We start from the raw sequence: 22539 nt of genomic DNA on the forward strand, positions 1-22539 counted from the left end.
ACCACCACACTACTACAACTTTAGGTTACACACACTACCTGAGCCACTTACCGCAGCAACCTGAGTAAATCGGCGCGGGACAGGGATTTCAGGATGGCTGTGTCGGTCTTGATCAGGTTGTCGGCCAGTTCCCGTTTGGCCTCCTGAAGTTCCAGGATCTTCTCTTCGATCGTATCGGGGCATATCAGCCGTACGGCAACCACATTTTTCTTCTGCCCGATGCGGTAACTCCGGTCGATGGCCTGGTTCTCGACGGCCGGGTTCCACCACGGATCGACGAGGTACACATAGTCGGCCTGCGTGAGGTTCAATCCAGTGCCGCCAGCTTTCAGACTGATCAAAAACACCCGTACCGTTTCGTCCTGTTGAAACCGGTTTACGCGGTCGGCCCGGTTGGTTGTCTGCCCGGTCAGGTATTCGAAGCTGATCTGCCGGGTCTCCAGTTCGGTCCGGATCAGATCGAGCATGGAAACGAACTGCGAGAAAACGAGGATTTTATGGTTGGGCGATTTACTTTCGATCTGCTCCATGAGTATGTCGATCTTCGCCGATGCGTCGCCATAGAACTCCTCGTCGTTGAGCAATACCGGGGCGTTGCAAATCTGGCGAAGCTTCGTCAGCCCCTGCAACACATGCAGCCGTTCGCGGGGAATGTCGCCTTCTTTTGTGGTCAGCAGAAAATTCCGGAACTCCTGTTCATAGGCATCATACACGCGACGCTGTTCCAGCCCCATTTCGCAATGAAGAATCATTTCCGTTTTGTCGGGCAGCTCGGTGGCCACCTGCGCTTTTGTCCGCCGGAGTATGAACGGCTTGATTTTGGCCTGTAGCTCGCGGGCGCGCTGCCGGTCGTCGAACTTGTCGATAGGGGTTGAATAATGGGCCTTGAAGTGGTTGTAGCTACCCAGCAAACCCGGACAGGCGAACGAAAGCTGCCCGTAGAGATCGAAGGTATGGTTTTCGATGGGTGTGCCCGTCAGCACGATCCGGTTGCGCGCCTGCAGGAGCCGGGCGGCCTGATAGCGTTGCGAATCCGGGTTCTTAATGGCCTGCGATTCGTCCAGGAAGATGTAGTTGAACGGGTATTCTTTCAGAAACCGGATCTCCGACAGGAGTGTACCGTAGGACGTAAGAATGATGTCGTACCGGTCGAACTCCTTCTTCGTCAGACCGCGGTTGGCTCCGTAAAACGTGTGGATTTTCAGGCTGGGAGCAAACTTTGCCACTTCGGCCTGCCAGTTGAAGAGCAGAGACGTAGGGACTACAATCAACTGGGTGCCGGCCTGGTTCCTGGTTCGCAGCAACAGGATGAACGCAATGATCTGAAGTGTTTTGCCCAGCCCCATATCATCAGCCAGACACCCGCCAAAGCCCATTTCGTCAAGGAAGTTGAGCCAGTTCAAGCCTTCTTTCTGGTAATCCCGCAGCGTGGCCTGTAACTCGGTCGGCACCACAACGGCCCGGATCGACCGAAAGTCGTTGAAGTTTTTGGCGTACAGCGCCAGCTGATCCTTCACGTCATTCAGCAGTTGTTCGTCGGTGTAAAGTTCGCGAATGGTCGGGAAGTTAACGGTTGGCGTCCGGATGCGGTCATCGACTACCTCGCCCGCCTGGAAATAGGCGGCAAAGCGGTCGAGCCACTCGGTTGGTAACAGGCCCTGGGTTCCATCGTCCAGCTGCACAAACCGGCTTCTGTTTTTTACGGCCTTCTGCAGGTGTTTCAGCGATACCTGCTGCTTCCCGTAGGTTAGCCCCAGCGTTGTTTCGAACCAGTTCAGGCCGCTGCTGACCGTAACGGAAACCGTTCCTTTGTTTGGGTTAAGGGTATTGTTTCTAAGCGTATTGAAGCCGAGAATACGGATATTCTGGCTCGTCCATGCCTCAAACGCGGGTATAAACCAACTTTCATCCAGTACGTGTTTTTTGTGCAGGTAGAACTGCGGCTGGTTCTGCTGATCGTAAAAGTCGGGGTGCTGGCTCATCACGGCCATCGTAAGCTGAATTTCAGCTTCGTCGTCGCGGGCTACCGTAAAGGGTTTCCCCCGGCTGTCGACCGACTGGATCTGGCGTTTCGATAAGACCGGCACCTCCACGTTACCGTATTTGACGACGGGCGTGAAGAGGACGTAATTTTCGGAGTCGGTCAGGTAGATGATTCGTTCCCGCTCCTGTGTAAAACCGCCCTCCAGCAACTGCCCCGGCGTTGCCGGTTCCAGATAGCTGTAGTCGATTTCGATTCGGTCTTCCAGCTTCGCCAGCACCGACTGCCGGAATTCGTCGTATTTCGATGCGTGAATGGCTACCTGGTTGTTTTTCTTGCCGAAAAACTGGATAACCCGGAGGTAGTCGGTACTGTCGACAAGGTACAGCACATCGTCCAGCAGCACGAAGTATTCGTAACGCAGGGACAGTTTGTGAAGCTCATAAGACGTGCCTTTATGCATGAGCGACCCCCGGATCTCGTAAAAGCTATCGACCAGCCGAACCGTTAGCCGGAGGCTGGCGTCGAGAACGTCCAGCTTCACCGGGACCAGTGAGGCAGCCGAGATATTTTCAGATACGCTGTTCGTATGGTAATAAACCCCCAGTTTCAGCGGGTTCCGGGCTACCATCCGCAAGCTGTCGACGTCGGCGCCTTCGTTCTTCGGGCGGTGGTGGGTTTGAAATTTAGCCACTGCCGAATAGAACTTCACGGCAGGCAGACTGTCGACGCTGGTTAGTGAATCAAGGGGCTGGATTGGCGTGAATGGGTTTTTTACTTTGCCATTTTTACCGGTAGCGGCCTCAAACAGCTCCAGACAAAAGTGGTCATAATACCGATGCTTCGTAAAGACCAGTATCTGTTTTCGTTGCGTCGGGGGTGCATCTGGCCGTGGGAGGGATGATCCGGACGTGGGTACCAGGTTCGCCGTGAGCAGTGCCGTATCGGCGGGGCTGAGCCGCAGCAGATCCGGGCGTCTGGGATGTATGCTGATGGCGCGGTTATCGATTTCAACCTGAAAAAAAGTGTCCAGTGATGGTTCCTGTTCCAGCCCATAATCCCTGGCGACCTGCTTTATCATTTCATGCCGTAGGGCCGGGTCGAAGAAGATCCGTAGCTCTTTTCGCCGGAGTAGCGCCGAAAGCACCTGCACCTGATGGGCACATAACCTGTCCTTCGGTTCCGTACAGGCACAGGATACCAGCACCGACTGTGGCGTTTGCCGGACAACGACGAGCGGGAAGAACGCAGCACGTGATGCGCTGGTGAATGAGCCGTGGTTGATATCGATAACCTGCGGCACAACGTCGGCGTATTCGTCGGCCGACGAAATAAACCCGTTGCTGTGTTTCGCCAGCAGACTATCGGTCAGGGTGGGGATCGTAATGGCCTCCAGATTGTAGTCAAATCCTGCCATTCGCTCGTATAATGAAATTCTGGTTAGGCCTGGTTGATAAACTGAACGAATAAAAGTAGGTTGCAATCCAGACAAACCAACAAGCGGTCCTGTAATTTCGGTATGAACCTAGTTTTGATACCCCTCCTCCTGGTATGGATGGCGGGCTCCGTTGCCGCTCAAACGGCCACCAGGCCAGACCTTGTACGTGTGCAGGGGAATACATTCGTTACGGCCGATGGTAAACCCATTGTGTTCAGGGGCCTGAATGCGAGCGATCCCGACCGGCTGGAGAAAAGCGGCCACTGGAACAAGGCATATTTTGAAGAGATGAAACGCTGGGGGGCTACCCTTGTCCGGTTGCCGGTCCACCCAACGGCCTGGCGCAGCCGCGGGAAAGAGCCGTATCTACAATTGCTGGACAAAGGCGTGGGCTGGGCCGAAGAGCTGGGGCTGTATGTCATTATCGACTGGCACAGCATCGGCAACCTAAAGAACGAGCTATACCAGAGCCCCATGTACGAAACCACTCACAAGGAGTCGTTCGAGTTCTGGCGAACGATGGCCGATCATTATAAAGACAATACGACCGTGGCGTTTTTTGAGCTGTTCAACGAACCAACAGTCATGGGCGGTAAGCTGGGGACCTGTAGCTGGACCGAGTGGAAGACCCTGATGGAAGAAACGATTACGATTATCCGGGCCAACGGGTCCAAAGCGATTCCGCTGGTGGCCGGTTTCAACTGGGCGTATGACCTGAAAGAAGTAGCGAACAATCCGATCAAGGCCGAAGGAATTGGCTACGTCAGCCACCCCTATCCCATGAAGCGCGAAAAGCCCTGGGCCGATAAATGGACCGCCGACTGGGGCTATGTAGCTAAAAAATACCCGTTGATACTGACCGAAGTAGGTTTCTGCGGCCCTGACGATAAAGGCGCTCATGTGCCGGTGATCAGCGACGAGTCCTACGGCGATGCCATTACCAGCTACTGCGACACGAACAAAATTTCCTACGTTGTCTGGGTGTTCGACCCGCAATGGGCCCCTATGCTTTTCTCCGACTGGAACTTTACGCCAACCCGGCAGGGACGCTATTTCAAAAAAGCTATGCAGGCGTACAAGGCCGGGAAACCGTAGAGCACATAGTACAGGAGTTTATTGCATCTGTCGAACGTACTCATGTTTTTATGGCTGTATCCTGGACGGCCACGTCCGGGGAGATTAGCTGCTCACCCGGACGTGGCCGTCCAGGATACCAAACTACTTCCGGGCCTGCCGCTTGTAAAACAGAAATCCGTTCTCTTCGCCGGTCCGGCGCACATCGGGCAGAGAGTCGAGGTGGGTAGGGGAGGTGGAACTCTTGCGGATGAACAGCACGTCTTTATCGATTCGTCCGTGCATGAGCCAGTCGTCGTTGTAGTAGTTCGGGTTCGTCACGGAGGGCTTCATCGTGTAGAAAAACGGGCCGTAACTGCGGTAGCCATGGGTTCGGACATAGACGTTCTGACCCTGAGCGCGCTCAAAAAATCGCATGGCCGCTGCCTGCGAGATGCCTTCGATACGGCCAATGAAAAACCATAATGTAAGGGTTATAAACACGGCCATCCCGCCAAATAGCGCTACCGATGCCTGCGCGGGCTGACGGGCGCTGTACCACCGGATCGCCACGAACAGAACTATGAGCAGCCACACGCCCGGCAGGACTTCCCAGCCCGTCCAGTTGATAGCTGCGTTCAGATTGCCCTGCGTAAACGGGTCCTGATCGGCCCATGACCTGACCAGCTCCATGCGTTGTGCCAGAAAGGGAGCCGCTACGGTAGCCACGATGAAAATACTTCCTACCGCAATCAGTCCCGCTTTCAGCCAATTGGTAAACTGAATTTTGCGCTCTTCCAGCTGTGTCAGCGTGAGGGCGGCCAGGTAGGTCAGGGGAAAGTAACAAAGCGATGAGTAATGCACGATTTTGGACTGTACGACGCTAAACAAAATCAGTACCACCCAGAACAGCATGAGCATCCACCGCCGGAACTCGCGCTGGTAGTTGCGCTCGATGAAGAGCGGAGCAAACGCCCGGATGGCGAAGATCGATGCCGGGAAACAGCCCACCAGCAAAACAACGAAGTGATAGCCCGGAAAGCCGCCATGCCCGGCATCGGGCGTGCTGAACAGCCGGACATTGTAGGTCAGAAACTCGCGTACGAATACGGGGCCATGCAGGTAGGTTTCCAGGCCGCCCCAGGCCACTGCTGCCAGCGCGGCTGACAGCGAAAAGCCAATAAACTGAACCGGGGTTATGAACCACCGGAAACGGCTAAGTACCCAGTAAACCAGCAGAACCAGACACACGATGAGGTAGGCTACCGGGCCTTTGGTGAGGATGCCTAGCCCCAGCACGAGGCCACCAAGGAGCAGGTACGCCCACTCCGGCCGGGGGGTATGCAGGGGCGTGGTCATCCGTTCGCGTTTCCACGAGGCAAAGATCACGTTGACCAGACTGGCGAAAATAAACAGGTTGAAAAACGGGTCGATGATGCCGGACCGGAAATAAAGATGGGGCGTTACCGAGCCCAGATAGGCCAGTGACCACAGCAGCCCGAACCGGTGACTGTGGAGCTTCTGGCCGAGCTGATACAGGTAAACGAGGGTGATGATGCCGCAGAGAGCATTGGGTAGCCGTGCCGAAAATTCGCTGACGCCAAAGAGGGTCATCATGGCCGACTGACACCAGAAAAAGAACGGTGGTTTCTCGAAAAAAGGCTTGTAATCGATATGAACACGCAGGTAGTCGCCCAACGCGATCATCTCGCGCGAACACTCGGCGAAATTGATTTCGTCCCAGTCGAATAGCCGCACGCCCCCCAGGAACGGAATGAAAAACAGAGCGCCTAATGCGGCAAGCAGCAGGGAAAAGAAAAGTTTTTGATTCATCAACCAGCGTTTTAGAGCAACAGGAGGACTAGTTTTCCTCAGAATACAATGACGCAAAAGTAGCCGAAAAAAAGATTGCGGGGGATTTCCGATATTCGCACTGACTTTACAACCCGATCTTCATGCTGCCTACTCATCGATTTACCGAACTCCCGGCCTACGCTCAACTCCGGGATCATTATGACGTGCTGAACAGCCGCCACCTGCGCGACTTGTTTGCCGAGGACGCTGACCGCTTTAAAAAATTTACGCGCCAGTTCGAAGACATTCTGCTCGACTTCTCCAAAAATCGCATTACCGACGAAACCCTGACGCTGTTGCTGCAACTCGCCGAACAGGCCGGACTGAGCGAAGCCATCGGGAAAATGTTCTCCGGCGACGTTATCAACCAGACCGAAGGGCGGGCTGTGCTGCATGTGGCCCTTCGTAACCGGTCCAACACGCCTATTCTGGTCGATGGGACCGATGTGATGCCGGACGTTAACGATGTGCTGAATCGCATGAAGTCGTTTACGGAGCGCATTCGGTCGGGGGAGTGGACCGGCTATACGGGAGCAGCCATTACGGATATTGTCAATATTGGTATTGGCGGCTCCGATCTGGGTCCTGTTATGGTAACCGAAGCGCTGAAACCCTATGCCGACGATCAGAAGCTGCGCGTGCATTTCGTCTCGAACGTCGATGGCGTTCATATCTACGAAACGCTCCAGACCGTACGGCCCGAAACGACGCTGTTTCTGATTGCGTCCAAAACATTCACCACGCAGGAAACCATGACCAACGCGCAAACAGCCCGGCAGTGGTTTCTGGATAACGGCGGTTCGGAAGAGGACATTGCCAAACACTTTGCCGCCCTGTCGACCAACAAGTCGGCTGTTGAGAAATTTGGTATCGATCCCGCCAACATGTTTGGCTTCTGGGATTGGGTAGGCGGTCGTTATTCGCTCTGGTCGGCCATAGGGCTGTCGATTGCGTTATACATTGGGTTCGACAATTTCGAGGAATTGCTGGCAGGCGGTCACGCTATGGACGAGCATTTCCGTACCGCCCCGCTCGACGAGAATCTGCCGGTCGCGCTGGCGCTGGTGGGCATCTGGTATAATAATTTCTTCGGTGCACAAACGGAAGCCATTCTGCCTTATGATCAGTACATGCATCGGTTTGCGGCCTATTTTCAGCAGGGCGATATGGAAAGCAACGGGAAATCGGTGGACCGCAATGGTCAGCCCGTCGATTACCAGACCGGGCCTATTATCTGGGGCGAACCCGGCACCAACGGCCAGCATGCGTTTTACCAGCTCATCCACCAGGGTACGAAGCTCATACCCTGTGACTTTCTGGCACCAGCAATTAGCCAACGGCCCATTGGTGAGCATCACAACATTCTAATGGCGAATTATTTTGCGCAGACCGAAGCGTTGATGAATGGCAAAACCGAGGAAGAGGCTGGTGATGAATTACGTAAGGCTGATAAGAGCGAAGAAGAAATCCAGGCACTGGCACCCTTTAAAGCGTTCTCGGGCAATCGACCCACGAACTCAATCCTGTTCCGGAAATTGACACCGCGTACGTTGGGAAGCCTCATTGCGCTTTATGAACACAAAATATTTACACAGGGCGTAATCTGGAATATCTTCAGTTTCGACCAGTGGGGAGTTGAGTTGGGGAAACAGCTTGCCAGCCGTATTTTGCCCGAATTGCAGGACGATACCACTGTCAATACGCACGACAGCTCAACAAATGGACTGATGAATGCCTTTAAAGCAATGCGAAGCGAATAAAGGGTCTACGGTTTAGAGTAAGGTTTGGATTTAGGAGACTGAATAAAATTTGCTCAAAATTGGAATAATCAAAAACAATCCCCTCTAGTGGCCTGTTAATTGGGTGTAACCTCGGTTACACCCTTTTTTTGTACAACTCAACGCTAAAGGATAAGCAATGAAAACTCAAGTTACGCTGCTGGCAATTTGCCTGCTGGGTGCTGGGATGGCAAACGGCCAGACCACCACAAATTCGTCCTCCACTCCGGGTACGACAACGAACGCTACGTACGGCACATCGCCCGTAACGACCGATAGCACCAACCTATCGAATAGCAACGCAACTACTACGACCAATTCAGGTACTATGAACAATGGTACGATGAATAGTTCAGGTTCGGTGAACAGCGCGGCAACGCCTACTTACGGTACAACAACGACTTCTACTGACTACAGCTCTACTGACCGTCCGGCCCGTGTTAAAAGCGATAAGGACTACAAAAACTTTGTGTTTGGTATTTATGCCGGTTTGAACTCAACTAAGTTTAAGGGTGAGACCACGAATACGGATGGCGACCTATCGGGTCGTTTGGGTTATCAGGCCGGCTTCTTTGTCCGGGGCGGTGGCCGGTTATATGGACAGATTGGCGCTGAATACTTTGCGTCGAGCTCGAACTATTTCACGGCGGGTTCAGGCCAGACTGCGGCTAGCATCCAGGATCAAATCAACATCAAGTACGTTCAGGTTCCTGTGTACATAGGTTACAAACTGGTAGAATCGGATCGGGGTATCTCGGCCATTCGACTTCAGGTTGGTCTTGAATACGCAAACCAGATTGGTTCGGATGCAAACCAATTCGGTGATCTGAACGACTTCAAGATCAAAAGTGGTACCTTCAATGGTCTGGGACAATTAGGTTTCGACGCTGGTCCGGTATTTCTTGACCTGACCTACCACCATGGCTTTAGCGATGCGGTAAGCGGTACGGGCTTTAACGGTTCGCAGCGCCGGATTTTGAGCGCCAGTGTTGGTTTCAAGTTCTAACAGTGAGCAAAACGCTTTATCAAAAAACGAGTGGTTCCCAACGGAATCGCTCGTTTTGCTTTTCGGGCTCGCTACACGGTAGCCAACCTTTATTCACTCCTTCAGGCTTACCATTACTACTGCCAATTTCAATCGATGGATTTACCAAACATTCCATTTAGTGGGTGGTTGTATCGGTGACGTCCAATTGTCAATATTAACTCAACACGTTATGAAAAATCAGTTTAGAACGGCCCTGCTGATCGTAGGGGTATGCAGCACGAGCCTAGTGTTCGGGCAACAGAATTCGAATAATGAGCGGTATGACCGGGATGAGCGTGACTCACGTCGCGACGAGCGCCGGAACGATGACCGCTCTGACGACCGGTCCTCGCGTCGGGATGAGCGCCGTGACGATCGGCGGATGGAAGACCGCTTCGACGAGCGACGGGAGTTCAACCAGCGTAATAATGAGGATCGCAAGTATGACAACCGGTATGATGATCGGGACCGGGGTCAGCAGTATGACGAGCGTGATTTGAGCAAAGCCTACGACGAAGGTTTTGACGATGGCCAGCGTAGTAAGGAAATAGAAGAAAAAAAGGAGCGCCGGGAGAATTATAAAAACTTTACGTTCGGGATTTACGGGGGTGCCAATTCGACCCGCTTCGAAGGGGAGACCGTAGCGGGTGACAGGTTGAGTGGCCGGCTTGGCTACCAACTGGGCTTTTTCGTACGGGGTGGGGGCCGGATCTACGGGCAGATCGGCGCTGAGTACCTGACGTCGAGCTCCGATTTTTACCGGGCGGGTGATGGCTCGGTTACCAGCCCCGGCGATATTATCGGAAACGTCGATCAGAAGTATCTACATATTCCCGCACTGATCGGTGTCAAACTGGCGCAGTCGGAGCGGGGCGTGTCGGCGGTACGACTCGCGGTAGGGGCCGAATATGCAGCACCGCTGGGCGTAAATAACAATGCGTTTAACTTCCAGCAGGGCGATTTTCGGGCAGCTACCATCAACGGGGTTGCTAACCTTGGCTTCGATGCCGGCCCACTGATGCTTGGGTTTATGTATCACCACGGTTTTGCCGATGTCATTGAAGGAACGACCAATACCAAACGCCGGATTGTGAGCGTGAACGTAGGGTTTAAGTTTTAAAAAAAAGTCGTAAGTCGTAAGTCGTTGGAGTCGTAAATTTGCCGGTGTCAGCATTGGCGACTTACGACTCCAACGACTTACGACTTTTTTATGAATACCCTCTTTCCCATTTTCGTTAAGGCCGAGAAACTGCGCATCCTGATTGTGGGTGGGGGCTACGTAGGACTGGAAAAACTCACGGCTGTACTGGCTAACTCGCCCCAGGCCCATGTAACCCTGGTAGCTCCGGAAATCCGGTCCGAAATCCCGGAACTCGCGCAGCAACACCCGAATGTGACGCTGGTGCAAAAACTGTATCACCCTGATTTTCTTGAGGGGTTCGATCTGGTCATCGTTGGTACGAACGACAAAGCCGTTAACCGGCAGGTGCAGGTTGACTGCAAAGCCCGTCACATTCTTGTCAACGTTGCCGATACGCCGGATTTATGCGATTTCTACCTGAGTTCGGTGGTGAAGAAAGGTGATCTGAAGATCGCCATTTCTACCAATGGTAAGTCACCGACTTTCGCCAAGCGTTTTCGGGAAGTACTGGAAGAAATTCTGCCCGATAGTTTACAGGAAACGCTGGATAACCTGACCGCTATACGCAACCAGCTCAAGGGCGATTTTGTGCAGAAAATGGAGAAACTGAACGAGATCACGAAGGTGTTGCGCTAGGTACACAGGAACTACGTCATGCATATTCTCGCCATATCGGGTAGTTTACGGCCCGCGTCGACCAACACATCGTTGCTCCGGACCGTAGCGCGCTTAGTTCCTGCCGGGGTAGTCGTTGATCTCTACGACGGCCTGGACGATCTGCCACATTTTAGCCCCGAGCGGGACACTGACAATCCACCAGCCACCGTAACGGCCCTGCGGAGATGCCTGCGAGAGGCTGATGCCGTCCTGATCTGTACCCCTGAATATGCACACGGCGTACCTGGCGTGTTGAAAAACATGCTGGACTGGGTGGTGTCGTCGGGTGAGTTTGTCAATAAGCCTACAGGTGTAATTACGGCGGCTACCGAAGGAAACTTCGCGCACGCATCATTGCTTGAAACGCTGCGTGTGATGTCGGCCCGCCGGGTCGATGGGGCTTCGGTATTAATACCGTTTGTGCGCACTAAAGTGGACAGCGACGGCCACATAACCGACCCGCCAACGTCCCGGGCTGTACAATCGCTACTTGACGCGCTGCTGGACGCCATTCAGCCACACCAGTCCTAACTTACCGCTACAAACCGAGTTCTTCCGATGGGTCCCAGAACACGGTGGTGAAATCGACTACCCGATCATCGACCACCCGAATGCCTTCGTCTTCAAGTAATTGTTGCATGATCGTTGGGCCGCCAAAAAAATGTTTACCAGATAATACGCCCCGGCTATTGATGACCCGGTGGGCGGGCACATCATGGCCATGAGACGCGTTCATGGCCCAGCCTACCATGCGTGCCCCTGCCCGCAGGCTGAGGTAGCGCGCAATAGCGCCGTAGGTCGTTACCCGTCCGCGGGGTACCAGGCGGACTACATCATACACTTCTCCGAAGTAATCACGTGCTGGTGTCATGCTGATCGTTTGGGCAAAGGTCGCCCGTTCATTTAACACACGAAACCCCCGCCCGGTAAGCCGGGTGGGGGTTTCTTTCAGAGCGTTGGGTAAATCAGGTATGCGTATTAGTTAACTTTAAATGAGTCCTGTGCGTTTTCTACGCCAGTCTCTGTTTTGTTAGCCAGTTCGTCAACTTTCGCGTTGTACTGCGACTTGGTGTCTTCTTTGTTGAAGGCATCCTGTGCCTGACCTTTGTATTGTTCGTACTGGTCTTTTGCTTTGTCGGCGTACTGGTTTACCTGGGTTTTTGCCTGCTCCAGGCCATCTTTTACCTGAGCAACGCCTTTCTCCCACTGATCTTTCAAACCACCCGACCGCTTGTTAGCCTCTTCGGTCAACTTTTCGCGGGTTTCTTTACCGCTGCGTGGTGCTGTCAGAATACCAATTACTACACCTGTTAGAATACCTGTTAGAAAATCGCGTGTGCTTCTCATCTTGTTCGTTGTTTTAAGGTAGTTAGTCCGTGAATGAATTAATTAATTAAGAATTAGCCTTACGTTTTGCCTGTTTGACAACATCCAGCGTTTTCGACGCAGCTGTGTCTACATACTCATTGTATTGGCCTTTGATATTATCCAGACCTGTCTGGAGCTGGTCCTGAAGATCTTTGAAGAACGAATCCGATTCAGACGAAATTCGTTTACGGGTTTTTTTGCCACTTTCGGGAGCGAGCAGAAGGCCTACGACAGCCCCGACTGCTAAACCTACCAAAATTCCGGGTAACGATTTCATGTGTACTGGCTTTAGTGTGTGACTTGATACGACCTTCCTATAGAAAATTTTGTACCACCTTTTCTCCTGTACTAGTAAGCGGCTGTCAGTAAGCCGGTTATATAAGTTTCCGGTATGCCGGAGTTACTCGCTATATGGGGAGTATTTTCTACAGGGCCGTCCATGTTTTACCCAACTGTTCCCGACCTAACCTTCCCCGTGAAGTAGGGAGCATGGGTAGGATCTGTAAACAAATGCCTGTACTAAATCAGTTTATCTCGAAGTATGATCCCCAGACTACACAGATTAATCGAATGACCACCATTTCTCTATTTCTAATTTTTTATACCAGTTTCGTTCTTTTCGCTTCATTCGCTCACCTGATCCGGCTCGACTATTGGTGGATACGCATATGGGACTTTCCTCATTTACAGGTATCCGTAATGACACTGCTCGGTTTGTTAGCATGGGCTGTATTTGGCCACGCGGTAGATGGTCCTGCCTCTCTGCTTCCGATTGGACTGGTAGCGGCTTCCTTTTATCAGGGATGGCTCATCTATCCATATACCGCGCTACACAAGCGGGAGGTTCGCTCAACAGGAAAGGACAGAAAGCGCCAGGGCCAGGCTACCGATCCTGATACGTTGCGACTCCTGACAGCCAACGTATACCAGGAGAACAAAAAGACCGGTGAGGTGCTGGAACTCATTGAGAAGCATCAACCGGACATCTTGTTGCTGCTCGAGACGAACAAAACCTGGAAGCAGGCGATGTCGCCAATCGAAAAAGACTTTCCCCACCAGATACATTGTCCGCTGGAGAATATGTATGGGTTGCTGTTTTATTCCCGGCTGCCGATGGTATCACACGAACTGCGCTTCCTTATACAGGAGGATATCCCCTCCATATACGTACAGCTCACGATGGCATCGGGACAGCTTGTTCATTTCTACGGTGTCCATCCTATGCCGCCGAGCCCGACAGAACACTACCGATCCACAGAGCGGGATGCCGAACTGTTACTGGTTGGAAAAGAGGCCCGTCATAAATCAGGGCCTATCATTGTGGCTGGCGACCTGAATGACGTAGCCTGGTCACACACAACGCGCTTGTTTCAGCGGGTGAGCGGCTTGTTCGATCCACGCATCGGGCGGGGATTATTCAGTACGTTCAATGCTAATTATTTCTTCCTCCGATGGCCTCTTGACCATATCTTCGTATCGCATCATTTTGAACTGGTGCAAATTCGGCGGTTGCCAAACTGTGGATCGGACCATTTTCCTATGCTGGTCTCTCTGACCTACAACCCCGACCCAAATCGGGCTGAAGACCTGCCTAAGCCCGAAAGCGATGACCTCCAGGAAACAAAAGAGATCATTAAGAAAGCAACGAACGAGTAAGTTCATTGCCAGTTTAGTATCGATTAAAAAAAGGCTGGCGTCAAAGAGGCTGGCCCTTAGAAATAAGTAGACAAAAAAAATCCCTGCGCTCAACTTGGCGCAGGGATTCCGTACCCACCGTAACTTGTACTTAACCTAAAATGTGGTTGCACGGGTTAATCCGTGACTGAATTGGATCAGGGTGATCCAGATAATTTTTGTGTGCGTGAAGAAGTAAAACCTCTCTTTGCAATATAACCTAGTACTTCCTACCTCACACCCCCCGGCCCTGGATTAGTCGCAATACGATCGCAACGACCGCAATGACTAGTAGAACGTGGATCAGACTACCCAAGCCAAAACTGTTAAAGCCTAAAAAGCCTAGTAACCAGATGATGATAAGGATAACTGCTATCGTGTAAAGTAAATTTCCCATGACGTTTCGTGAGTAAATCAGAGTAAATGTCTCGTAGTTGATTAGGTAGATAGAAAAAGTTGTGCCAAATCTGAAACGCCCCCGTTGTCTACTCAAAAAAAGGGCCTTATTGGCTTGAAAATGAGCATTTAGCTGTTATTAAATGTTTTTGTTATCTCAGTCGGTTGGCGAACCCTACCAGAAAAATATGTGGACTTTTATCTACAGGTGTAGAATAAACGTAGAAAAAACCCTCACCGTAACCTCTGCATTCTGAATCATGATCATACTTGTTTCTGAGAGCAGAAGGGGTAAGAAAGATATAATTCCTTAATCTGACAGGGTTTAGTAGGCATTTATACGCTGTTTTTACCAAACCGATAAGTTTGGGCATAGAATTGTATAGATAAACATGATATATACTAGCAAACCAATACTGATCGTGATAAGGATGATGACGAGAGTTGACGCGAGATCGCAGTTCAGACCTACCGTTATGAATGGAGCTACGGCCACAAAACGCGTATTAATCATAGATGATGAGACCGATATATGCCTGCTATTGTCAGGATTGTTACGTCGGCTTGGGTATCAGCCTACCTGTGCTCATTTTATTGAAGAAGGACGTCAATGTTTGAACACACAGCAGTTCGACGCTATCTTTCTGGATCTTAATCTGCCCGACGGGCTGGGTTTTGATCTGTTACCCGCTATTAAACAGGAGCAATTAGACGCGAAAATAATTATGATCAGTGCGTTTGATGGCCAAGCCGAACGTCGGCGGGCCACCGAACAGGGAGCAAGTTATTTCATTGGCAAGCCATTCACGCGCCGGTCAGTGGAGATGGCTTTGCAAACTATCTAGGTTTGAGTAACTTTGTTTATACAGCCGAGCTTAGTCACATTGTTCACCCTTTTGTTATTTTCCGGGCTAAAGCTGTCTGAATAAGCTACTTCCCATACATGGAAAAAATACTGATCATCGACGATAATAATGATATATGTCTGCTCCTCGAACGTTTTCTAAGCAAGCAGGGGTACAAGACAGAATCAGTGCAGCGGGGCGAGGATGGTCTGACTTTACTCCGGAAAGAAGCTTATGAGTTAGTTATCTGCGATTTCAAACTTCCTGATATAGATGGCCTGGAGATGTTGCGCCGGATTAAGGTAATGCATCCCAACACAGCCGTTATCATTATTACTGGTTACTCCGACGTGCGGGTGGCTGTGCAAACGGTAAAGCATGGTGCTTATGACTATGTGACCAAGCCACTCTATCCCGACGAAATACTGTATACGATCAAAGGTGCCCTGGAACGACGTAGCCAGTCGCTCAGTCAACCGACCGGGTCGACAGCCGTATCGAGTTCAACCGGCGTACCCAAGGGGAGTGTTTCCAAAGCATCGGCCAAAGTCATGGTTACCCCCGATGGCAAGCGGTTTATATTTGGTAAAAGCCGTGTTGCCGATCAACTTCAGAAACACATCGATCTGATTGCCCCAACCGATATGTCGGTGATCATCACGGGCGAAACAGGCACCGGTAAAGAGTTTGTTGCCAATGCGGTTCACCTCAAAAGTAAGCGGGCCGACAAACCGTTCGTTGCTATCGATTGTGGAGCGCTGAGCAAAGATCTGGCTGGTAGCGAGTTGTTCGGTCACGTGAAGGGCTCTTTTACGGGGGCGATGGCCGACAAAGCCGGCAGCTTCGAGTTTGCTAACGGAGGCACTCTTTTTCTGGACGAAATCGGAAATCTTTCCTACGATAACCAGATCAAACTGCTGCGCGTATTGCAGGAGCGAAAAATCCGGCGCATTGGCTCAAACCAGGATATTCCGGTCGATGTTCGAATTATTGTAGCGACCAACGAGGACCTGCGTGATGCGGTCCGGCAAGGGCGTTTCCGCGAAGATATCTACCACCGTATCAATGAGTTCGAGATGCACCTGTCGCCCCTTCGTGAGCGGAAGGCCGATATTATGATTTTTGCCGAACACTTTCTGGAACTAGCTAACCGGCAGTTGGAGAAAGATATTCAGGGATTTGAAGAAGAAGCTCGTGAAAAGCTGAAGGAATATTACTGGCACGGCAATCTGCGCGAACTTCAGAACGTGGTAAAACGGGCCGTACTACTAACGCAGGGTGATTATATTGAAGCCGATGTGCTGCCCCACGAAATTCTATCGCCCCAGTATCTGACGGCTGTTGATGCAACAACCGACGTCCAGGTAAACTACCACCCTAACCGGTCGGGCGTTCCTGTTATTTCTCAATCGGCCGCAAACCTGAAATCTGTTTCGGAAAGCGCCGAGCGGGCAGCCATTCTCAAGGTGCTGGAGAAAACGGGATATAACAAAACAAAAGCGGCTGAAGTACTCAACATCGACCGCAAAACGCTATACAACAAGCTGAAAGCGTACGACATTCATCTTTAGGTCGTAAAAAGAGTCGTACTAGTCGTAAGTCATAAAAGTCGTAAGGGGCTGACGCAGGTGTTATCTTGCGTCAGCCCCTTACGACTTTTATGACTTTTACGACTTTAATCAAAAAAAGTCTTAGTTAATGCTGAAGCCTACCGAAACTAAGCCTACTCCATTTTTTGCATTACCCAGCACCGCCTGTGCAGCACCGCCATTGGCAATACGCTGAAGCCCCTGTTCGTAGCGGGCACCAACAAAGGCTTTGCCAAAGTATACGTTCAGGCCACCAGCAATTCCATAATCTACTTTGTTGAAATTACCGCGGTTGATCGCGCCCCGTCCCGTCCCGAAGTCACCGTTCGAAGTAAGATCGGAGTTCATCAGGTAGGATACATACGGACCAGCCTGTAGCTCAACAGCCTGACCAAGTTTAAACGTGGCCAGCACTGGTAATTCAACGTAGTTGAGTTTGAAGGTATTTCTGCCTGTAAACCCAACGATGTTGTAGTCGCCCGATGCACCCTTGTTGATATACAGTAATTCTGGCTGAATGGCAAAAAACTCACTTACCGGAACCTGGGTAAATACGCCGGCATGAAAACCAATTCGTTCGTTCTTATTACTTACGCCCTGGCTATCATAAAACAATGAGCTTGCGCTTAACCCTCCTTTTATACCGGTTCGTACGCGGTTTTGGGCTACTGCATCGGAGGTGTTGAGAAATGTTGCGCCGGTAGCTAAAATGGCAGCAGCCAGCAGGGTTTTCATGGATTTTTTCATAGCGATTGTGTGATTGGTACATAGACGGAATGTTACTCCGCTTTTCATGTCTAATGTGTTAAATTCGTGCCAAGAGTGCCAAAATCGATTCCAATTGGCCTATCACCTTGCATTTTACCACTTTAAGACAATCTATGGAACTACTTGGTTTAATGGGTTGATGAATAAAATGCGTACTATTTTCCCCACTTTGTAGAACACACCAATCAATTCGCTCGTGTATGACACCCCACCCGAAAGCTGCTGACACCCCAGAAAAGGAATCCTTTTTGCTGGCTATTCTGAATCAGTCGCCTACCCCCATGCTTGCCTTCGAACCACTCCACGATGGTCAGGGTACGATAGATGATTTTCGGGTGAATTTTGCGAATGGAGCAGCCGAGCGAATGACATTTATGTCGCTCGCCGACATGCGAAAAGTCTCTTTGCTGCAAACCTGTCCATCGGCAGGTCCACTGGGGTTGATCGATCGGCTGGTGCACGTGGTCAAGTCAGGCGAGGAAGTGCGGGATGAAATCTATGTTGACTTTCTCGATGTATGGATCGATGTATCGGTCACTCCTCTGGCCCGTGGATTTGTGGCAACACTCCTCGATATAACAGCTCGCAAACGGGCCGAAGCTGAGTTGGAAGAGCGGGGGCGACGGCTGCAGGGAGTGCTTGATGCGTCCATGAACGGAATCATTACCTATGTGGCTGTTCGGGCGCAATCTAAGGACGGGAAACAGGGTTCGATTGTCGATTTTCAGTTTCAAACCATTAACCGGGCCGCTATGAACGTACTGGGGCTGACAGAAAATCCGGTTGGCATGAACATGCTGAGCCTGTTTCCGTCGTTGATAGCGCATGATTTCTTTGATCAGTACATTGACGTTGTTGAAACCGGTAATCCATTGCGGTTTGAGACAGATTACAGCGACGGAAAAGGAGCGGAAGGGTGGTACGATGTAGCGGTTGCCAAGCTGGACGATGGCTTCGTGATCACGTTCAATGACATGACCTATCTGAAGAACGCCAAACAGGTGGAGCAGCAACAAACCGAGTTGGTAAATAGTGTGCTGGATGGAGCGATCAACAGTATCATTGCCTATGAAGCGATCCGTGATCCGGCAAGCGGAGTGATCTGCGATTTTAAAATCATTCTGGCCAACCCTGCCGCTGAACACTACCTGGAGCGCCTTGGAACTGAGCTGATAGGGCAGAAACTCCTTACGCTATACCCCGAGGAGCTGGATATGGGCCTGATGGCGCGGTATGTGAACACGGTAGAAACCGGACAGCCGTTTCGAACCGAAGCCTTTTACCAGGATACCGCGACCTGGATCGATTTGTCGGGTTCGAAACTGGGCGATGGGCTCGTTGTGACTTTCTCAGATATTACCATAAACAAGCAGGCTGCGCTGGAACTGACGCAGCAGGCTGAATTTGTCAGCAAGCTTCTCGACGGTTCGTTGAATGGAGTAATGTCCAACGATCCTGTTTATGATGATCAGGGCGTCCTGATCGATTTGAGAATACTATCGGCCAACCAGGCTGCCGAGCTATACCTTGGGTCTTCGGAATGTGATCTGGTTGGAAAAAATCTACTGGAACTGTACCCCCAGCATATCGATATGGGTTTATTTGCCATGTATGAGCGTGTGCTGAGAACGAAACAACCAGAACGCATGGAAGCCTACCACCGAGCGGATGTGGAAGTCTGGCTCGATTCGTCGGCAACACCACTGGATGGCGATGGGTTAGTGATCTCGTTCATCGATATTACCGAACGCAAAAAAGCGCAGCGACAAGCCGATACACTGATTGGTGAATTGCGCAAGTCGAATGCTAACTTAGAACAGTTTGCCTATGTCGCCAGCCACGATCTACAGGAACCGCTGCGAAAAGTTATGGCTTTCGGCGATATCCTGCAGAAGCAATATTCGTCACTGCTGGACGAAACCGGAGCCGACATGATCCGGCGTATGCAATCGGCCGCGGAACGGATGCAAATCCTGATTCGGGATCTGCTGACGTTTTCCCGGGTAACGAGCAACAGTGACGAATTTTGCCCGGTCGACCTTAGCGCTGTAGTCAGGGATGTACTTACCGATCTTGACACTACAGTCATTGAAAAAGGGGCACGTGCTGAGATCGATTCACTGCCGACTATCAAGGGTGATGCGTTGCAATGGCGGCAGTTGTTCCAGAATCTGCTCAGCAACGCCCTTAAATTCACCCGTGCCGAAACTATACCACATATCCGGATTACCTACACGAAAGTCAACACGCCGGAACCCGGCTTCGCTACACTCGTTCCCGTCGATTTACTGACCCTCGCTTACCATCGCATCGATGTAAGCGATAATGGCATTGGTTTCGAGTCTCAATATGCCGAGCAGATCTTTCAGCTGTTCCAGCGGTTACACACCCGTTCACACTATACCGGAACCGGAATTGGTCTGTCGATTGTACAGAAAGTGGTTGAAAATCATCGGGGGTATATACAGGCTCAGGGACGGCCGGGTGAGGGGTCTGTGTTTACGATTTTATTGCCTATAGGCAACGTATAGTGTCTCGTTTTTGTCTATTTTTGATGACTAATAGTTATTCTCTTTTCTTTAAGTAGATTTTCTTTCTGTATTTAGCTTTTCGTTACGAATAAACTACTGACGCCTGGGTCAGTATAAAGAATTTCCAGCGCTTTCCGTAACATTGACTACTAAACCGAACGTATGCACCGTAAGCTTACAATGACTATTTTAATCGCCGACGATGATGCGGATGATCGTATGTTTTTGGAGCAGGCCATGCGCCAGAATGGATACGATCAGGGAATTCAGTTTGTGGAGGATGGCGAAGATCTGATGGAATATTTGCGCAGGCAGGGGCGTTATAATGAAGTAAATGCTCCCTGGCCGAATATGCTTATTCTGGATCTTAATATGCCCCGGAAAAACGGATTTCAGGCGCTTTCAGAAATCAAGGACGATCCTAAACTGCGTCGTTTGCCCGTGATCGTTATGACAACGTCATCGGCTGATGAAGATGTCCTGAAGACTTATAATCTAGGGGTTAATTCATTTGTAACGAAGCCGTTTAATTTTAACCGACTTGTTGAAATGGTAGGTACGCTTAAAACGTACTGGATGGATACCGTCAAACTGCCGTAAGCAACCTGAATGGCTGCCAGCACTTACTACAAGCTGCATGGACTTTTTTTGACTTTTGTACTTAGTCAGTAGACAAGTATAGACTGCTCATTATTTTTTACTCAATGTTTATGAATGCTGTCGCTCCCCCGCTCGACATCGCTGAACCCAAAACAGTGATTCGTGTCTTACTCGTTGAAGACGACGAAGACGATTATATGTTGACACGGGCGCTGGTCTCGGCCAGGGAAAATGCCAACATCAAACTTGACTGGGTAGATAGTTACGACCGTGCGCTGAGCATGATCGGGACCAATGCACATGATGTATATCTGGTCGATTACCGCCTTGGACACCAAACCGGTACCAACCTTATTCAGGAAGCGTTTCTGATGGGGTGCCGCGCCCCCATGATTCTGCTCACGGGGCAGGATGATCTTACCGTCGACCAATCGGCGCTGGAACTGGGTGCTGCCGATTATCTGGTAAAAGGCCGTATCGATGCCCAACTGCTCGGCCGGAGTATTCGCTATGCCCTGCGCCAGGCCAGTGTATTAGCTGAAGTAGCCCAAAAAGAGAACAAATACCGCTCCCTGTTCGAACGATCCATCGATGCTATTTTCGTTGCCAACAACGAGATGCATTTCCAGGATGCGAACCCCTCCGTGGAGCGTCTGCTGGGCTACAGCCGCGACGAGTTGAGGCAACTGAATCCCGCCCGGCTGTTTGCCGACCTGAACTGCCTGCGTGAACTTCGGTTCAACGTGCGTGAACATGGCCAGATCAAAGACTTCGAAGCGGTGCTCATTACCAAGAACAAACGCAAACGCATTTGCCTGATCTCGGTCTGGGCCGTTGATGATGTCGTTGGCCGGCCCGAGTGGTACCAGGGTATCGTACGCGATGTTACGGATCAAAAACGGGCGCAGCAGGATTTGATCCTGGCCGAAAAACTGACCATGACGGGTAAAATTGCCCGTAGCATTGCCCACGAAGTTCGAAATCCGCTGACGAACCTCAGTCTTGCCCTGGAACAGTTAAAGGATGAACTGGATACAGACAGTGAGTACATCACCATGTTTACCGATATCATTGGCCGGAACGTAGACCGTATTGGCCAGCTGATCACGGAAATGCTCAATTCCTCCAAACCGCGGGAACTCGACCGTAAACGGCAGGATTTCAATGTTATCGTGAAATCTACCCTGCAACTCGTGGCTGACCGGATCAAGCTCAAACGCATGCGGCTCGAAACCAGCTTCGATACCAATGACTGTGCAGCGCTGCTGGATAGCGATCAGGTAAAAACAGCATTACTCAATATTCTGGTCAATGCCGTTGAGGCCATGGAAGAAGGGAAAGGGATTCTTACCGTCAGGACAGGATCTACGGAAGATAATCGCGTCTATGTGGAAGTGGCTGACAATGGGGGTGGCATCAGCGATGCCGACCGGCAACGTCTGTTCGATCCGTTCTTTACCGGTAAATCGGGTGGCATGGGCCTTGGCCTGACCGCTACACAAAATATTATTAACAGCCATAAAGGCTCCATTGAGGTCGATAGTTTACTGGGGCAGGGAACTACCTTCAAACTGTACTTTCCCAGATAGTTGAAAGACAGTCCCGTTAGCCAATCGTAAACAACTGGAAAATTGAAACCAACTCATATAGAGTTGGTTTTTTTGTGGGTTTTCAGCTGTGTAAAAACATACACACATTATAGTGAGTGTCCCCAAATATACACACTTTACTAACGGCCTTTCCTGCTCATCTTGCTTAAAATAAGATATCTATTCAGTTGACTATCAGTAGGTTATTGATGGTGATTTGGGTTGCTTATCAGTGTGAATAGATATGGCA

The 22539-nt window shown here is 50.9% G+C and carries 19 protein-coding genes; 12 read left to right on the forward strand and 7 right to left on the reverse strand.

Annotation, left to right across the window (positions count from 1 at the left end):
- Window positions 1–47 precede the first annotated feature (47 nt).
- A complete protein-coding gene (locus tag FH603_RS09360; protein ID WP_186737225.1) occupies window positions 48–3398 on the reverse strand; it encodes a DEAD/DEAH box helicase in 3351 nt (1116 codons plus the stop codon).
- A gap of 102 nt (window positions 3399–3500) precedes the next feature.
- Here FH603_RS09360 and FH603_RS09365 point away from each other — a divergent pair, with 102 nt between their 5' ends.
- The gene (locus FH603_RS09365) at window positions 3501–4514 is read left to right on the forward strand and encodes a glycoside hydrolase family 5 protein (RefSeq protein ID WP_186737226.1); all 1014 of its coding nucleotides are present in this window, start codon (window positions 3501–3503) and stop codon (window positions 4512–4514) included.
- 123 nt (window positions 4515–4637) lie between these two features.
- On the opposite strand, the gene FH603_RS09370 is transcribed toward FH603_RS09365, so the two are convergent.
- A complete protein-coding gene (locus FH603_RS09370; protein ID WP_186737227.1) occupies window positions 4638–6305 on the reverse strand; it encodes an ArnT family glycosyltransferase in 1668 nt (555 codons plus the stop codon).
- Between the two features lie 122 nt (window positions 6306–6427).
- Here FH603_RS09370 and pgi point away from each other — a divergent pair, with 122 nt between their 5' ends.
- The 5 genes from pgi to FH603_RS09395 all read left to right on the forward strand — a co-directional run bounded on the left by pgi (window position 6428) and on the right by FH603_RS09395 (window position 11460).
- Window positions 6428–8086: a glucose-6-phosphate isomerase gene (gene pgi / locus FH603_RS09375; protein WP_186737228.1), complete on the forward strand. Its 1659-nt coding sequence runs from the start codon at window positions 6428–6430 to the stop codon at window positions 8084–8086.
- 157 nt (window positions 8087–8243) lie between these two features.
- Window positions 8244–9110 (forward strand): PorT family protein, encoded by an 867-nt coding sequence (locus FH603_RS09380; RefSeq protein ID WP_186737229.1) that lies wholly within the window; start codon window positions 8244–8246, stop codon window positions 9108–9110.
- 211 nt (window positions 9111–9321) lie between these two features.
- Complete coding sequence (locus FH603_RS09385) at window positions 9322–10251, forward strand: hypothetical protein (RefSeq protein ID WP_186737230.1); 930 nt, start codon at window positions 9322–9324, stop codon at window positions 10249–10251.
- A gap of 90 nt (window positions 10252–10341) precedes the next feature.
- Window positions 10342–10908: a precorrin-2 dehydrogenase/sirohydrochlorin ferrochelatase family protein gene (locus tag FH603_RS09390; protein WP_186737231.1), complete on the forward strand. Its 567-nt coding sequence runs from the start codon at window positions 10342–10344 to the stop codon at window positions 10906–10908.
- Between the two features lie 18 nt (window positions 10909–10926).
- Window positions 10927–11460, forward strand: coding sequence for an NADPH-dependent FMN reductase (locus FH603_RS09395; protein WP_186737232.1), 534 nt, complete (start codon window positions 10927–10929; stop codon window positions 11458–11460).
- 7 nt (window positions 11461–11467) lie between these two features.
- Here the strand turns inward: FH603_RS09395 and FH603_RS09400 are convergent, their stop codons facing one another.
- The 3 genes from FH603_RS09400 to FH603_RS09410 form a co-directional block, all read right to left on the reverse strand.
- Entirely contained in the window at window positions 11468–11800 is a 333-nt protein-coding gene (locus FH603_RS09400; RefSeq protein WP_186737233.1) for an MGMT family protein, read from the reverse strand.
- 107 nt (window positions 11801–11907) lie between these two features.
- Entirely contained in the window at window positions 11908–12276 is a 369-nt protein-coding gene (locus FH603_RS09405) for a YtxH domain-containing protein (RefSeq protein ID WP_186737234.1), read from the reverse strand.
- Window positions 12277–12322: 46 nt separating this feature from the next.
- Window positions 12323–12574 (reverse strand): YtxH domain-containing protein, encoded by a 252-nt coding sequence (locus FH603_RS09410; protein WP_186737235.1) that lies wholly within the window; start codon window positions 12572–12574, stop codon window positions 12323–12325.
- Window positions 12575–12867: 293 nt separating this feature from the next.
- Between FH603_RS09410 and FH603_RS09415 the strand changes: the two genes are divergently transcribed.
- The gene (locus tag FH603_RS09415; RefSeq protein ID WP_186737236.1) at window positions 12868–13953 is read left to right on the forward strand and encodes an endonuclease/exonuclease/phosphatase family protein; all 1086 of its coding nucleotides are present in this window, start codon (window positions 12868–12870) and stop codon (window positions 13951–13953) included.
- Between the two features lie 253 nt (window positions 13954–14206).
- On the opposite strand, the gene FH603_RS09420 is transcribed toward FH603_RS09415, so the two are convergent.
- On the reverse strand, window positions 14207–14368 hold the full coding sequence (locus FH603_RS09420) for a lmo0937 family membrane protein (protein ID WP_186737237.1): 162 nt from the start codon (window positions 14366–14368) through the stop codon (window positions 14207–14209).
- Window positions 14369–14843: 475 nt separating this feature from the next.
- On the opposite strand from FH603_RS09420, the gene FH603_RS09425 reads away from it, so the two are divergent.
- On the forward strand, window positions 14844–15212 hold the full coding sequence (locus tag FH603_RS09425; protein ID WP_235985415.1) for a response regulator: 369 nt from the start codon (window positions 14844–14846) through the stop codon (window positions 15210–15212).
- A 98-nt stretch (window positions 15213–15310) separates the two neighbouring features.
- Window positions 15311–16783, forward strand: a complete 1473-nt coding sequence (locus tag FH603_RS09430; protein ID WP_186737239.1) for a sigma-54-dependent transcriptional regulator — start codon at window positions 15311–15313, stop codon at window positions 16781–16783.
- 120 nt (window positions 16784–16903) lie between these two features.
- Here FH603_RS09430 and FH603_RS09435 read toward each other — a convergent pair whose 3' ends face one another.
- Window positions 16904–17548: a porin family protein gene (locus tag FH603_RS09435; protein WP_186737240.1), complete on the reverse strand. Its 645-nt coding sequence runs from the start codon at window positions 17546–17548 to the stop codon at window positions 16904–16906.
- Between the two features lie 221 nt (window positions 17549–17769).
- On the opposite strand from FH603_RS09435, the gene FH603_RS09440 reads away from it, so the two are divergent.
- The 3 genes from FH603_RS09440 to FH603_RS09450 all read left to right on the forward strand — a co-directional run bounded on the left by FH603_RS09440 (window position 17770) and on the right by FH603_RS09450 (window position 22289).
- Window positions 17770–20100 (forward strand): PAS domain-containing sensor histidine kinase, encoded by a 2331-nt coding sequence (locus FH603_RS09440; protein ID WP_186737241.1) that lies wholly within the window; start codon window positions 17770–17772, stop codon window positions 20098–20100.
- A 162-nt stretch (window positions 20101–20262) separates the two neighbouring features.
- Entirely contained in the window at window positions 20263–20700 is a 438-nt protein-coding gene (locus FH603_RS09445; RefSeq protein WP_235985416.1) for a response regulator, read from the forward strand.
- A 110-nt stretch (window positions 20701–20810) separates the two neighbouring features.
- Window positions 20811–22289 carry a hybrid sensor histidine kinase/response regulator gene (locus tag FH603_RS09450; RefSeq protein ID WP_186737242.1) on the forward strand — a complete coding sequence of 493 codons (1479 nt, stop codon included), beginning with the start codon at window positions 20811–20813 and terminating at the stop codon, window positions 22287–22289.
- Window positions 22290–22539: the final 250 nt, after the last annotated feature.

Source organism: Spirosoma utsteinense, assembly GCF_014282275.1.
In the GTDB taxonomy this organism is placed as follows: Bacteria; Bacteroidota; Bacteroidia; order Cytophagales; family Spirosomataceae; genus Spirosoma; species Spirosoma utsteinense.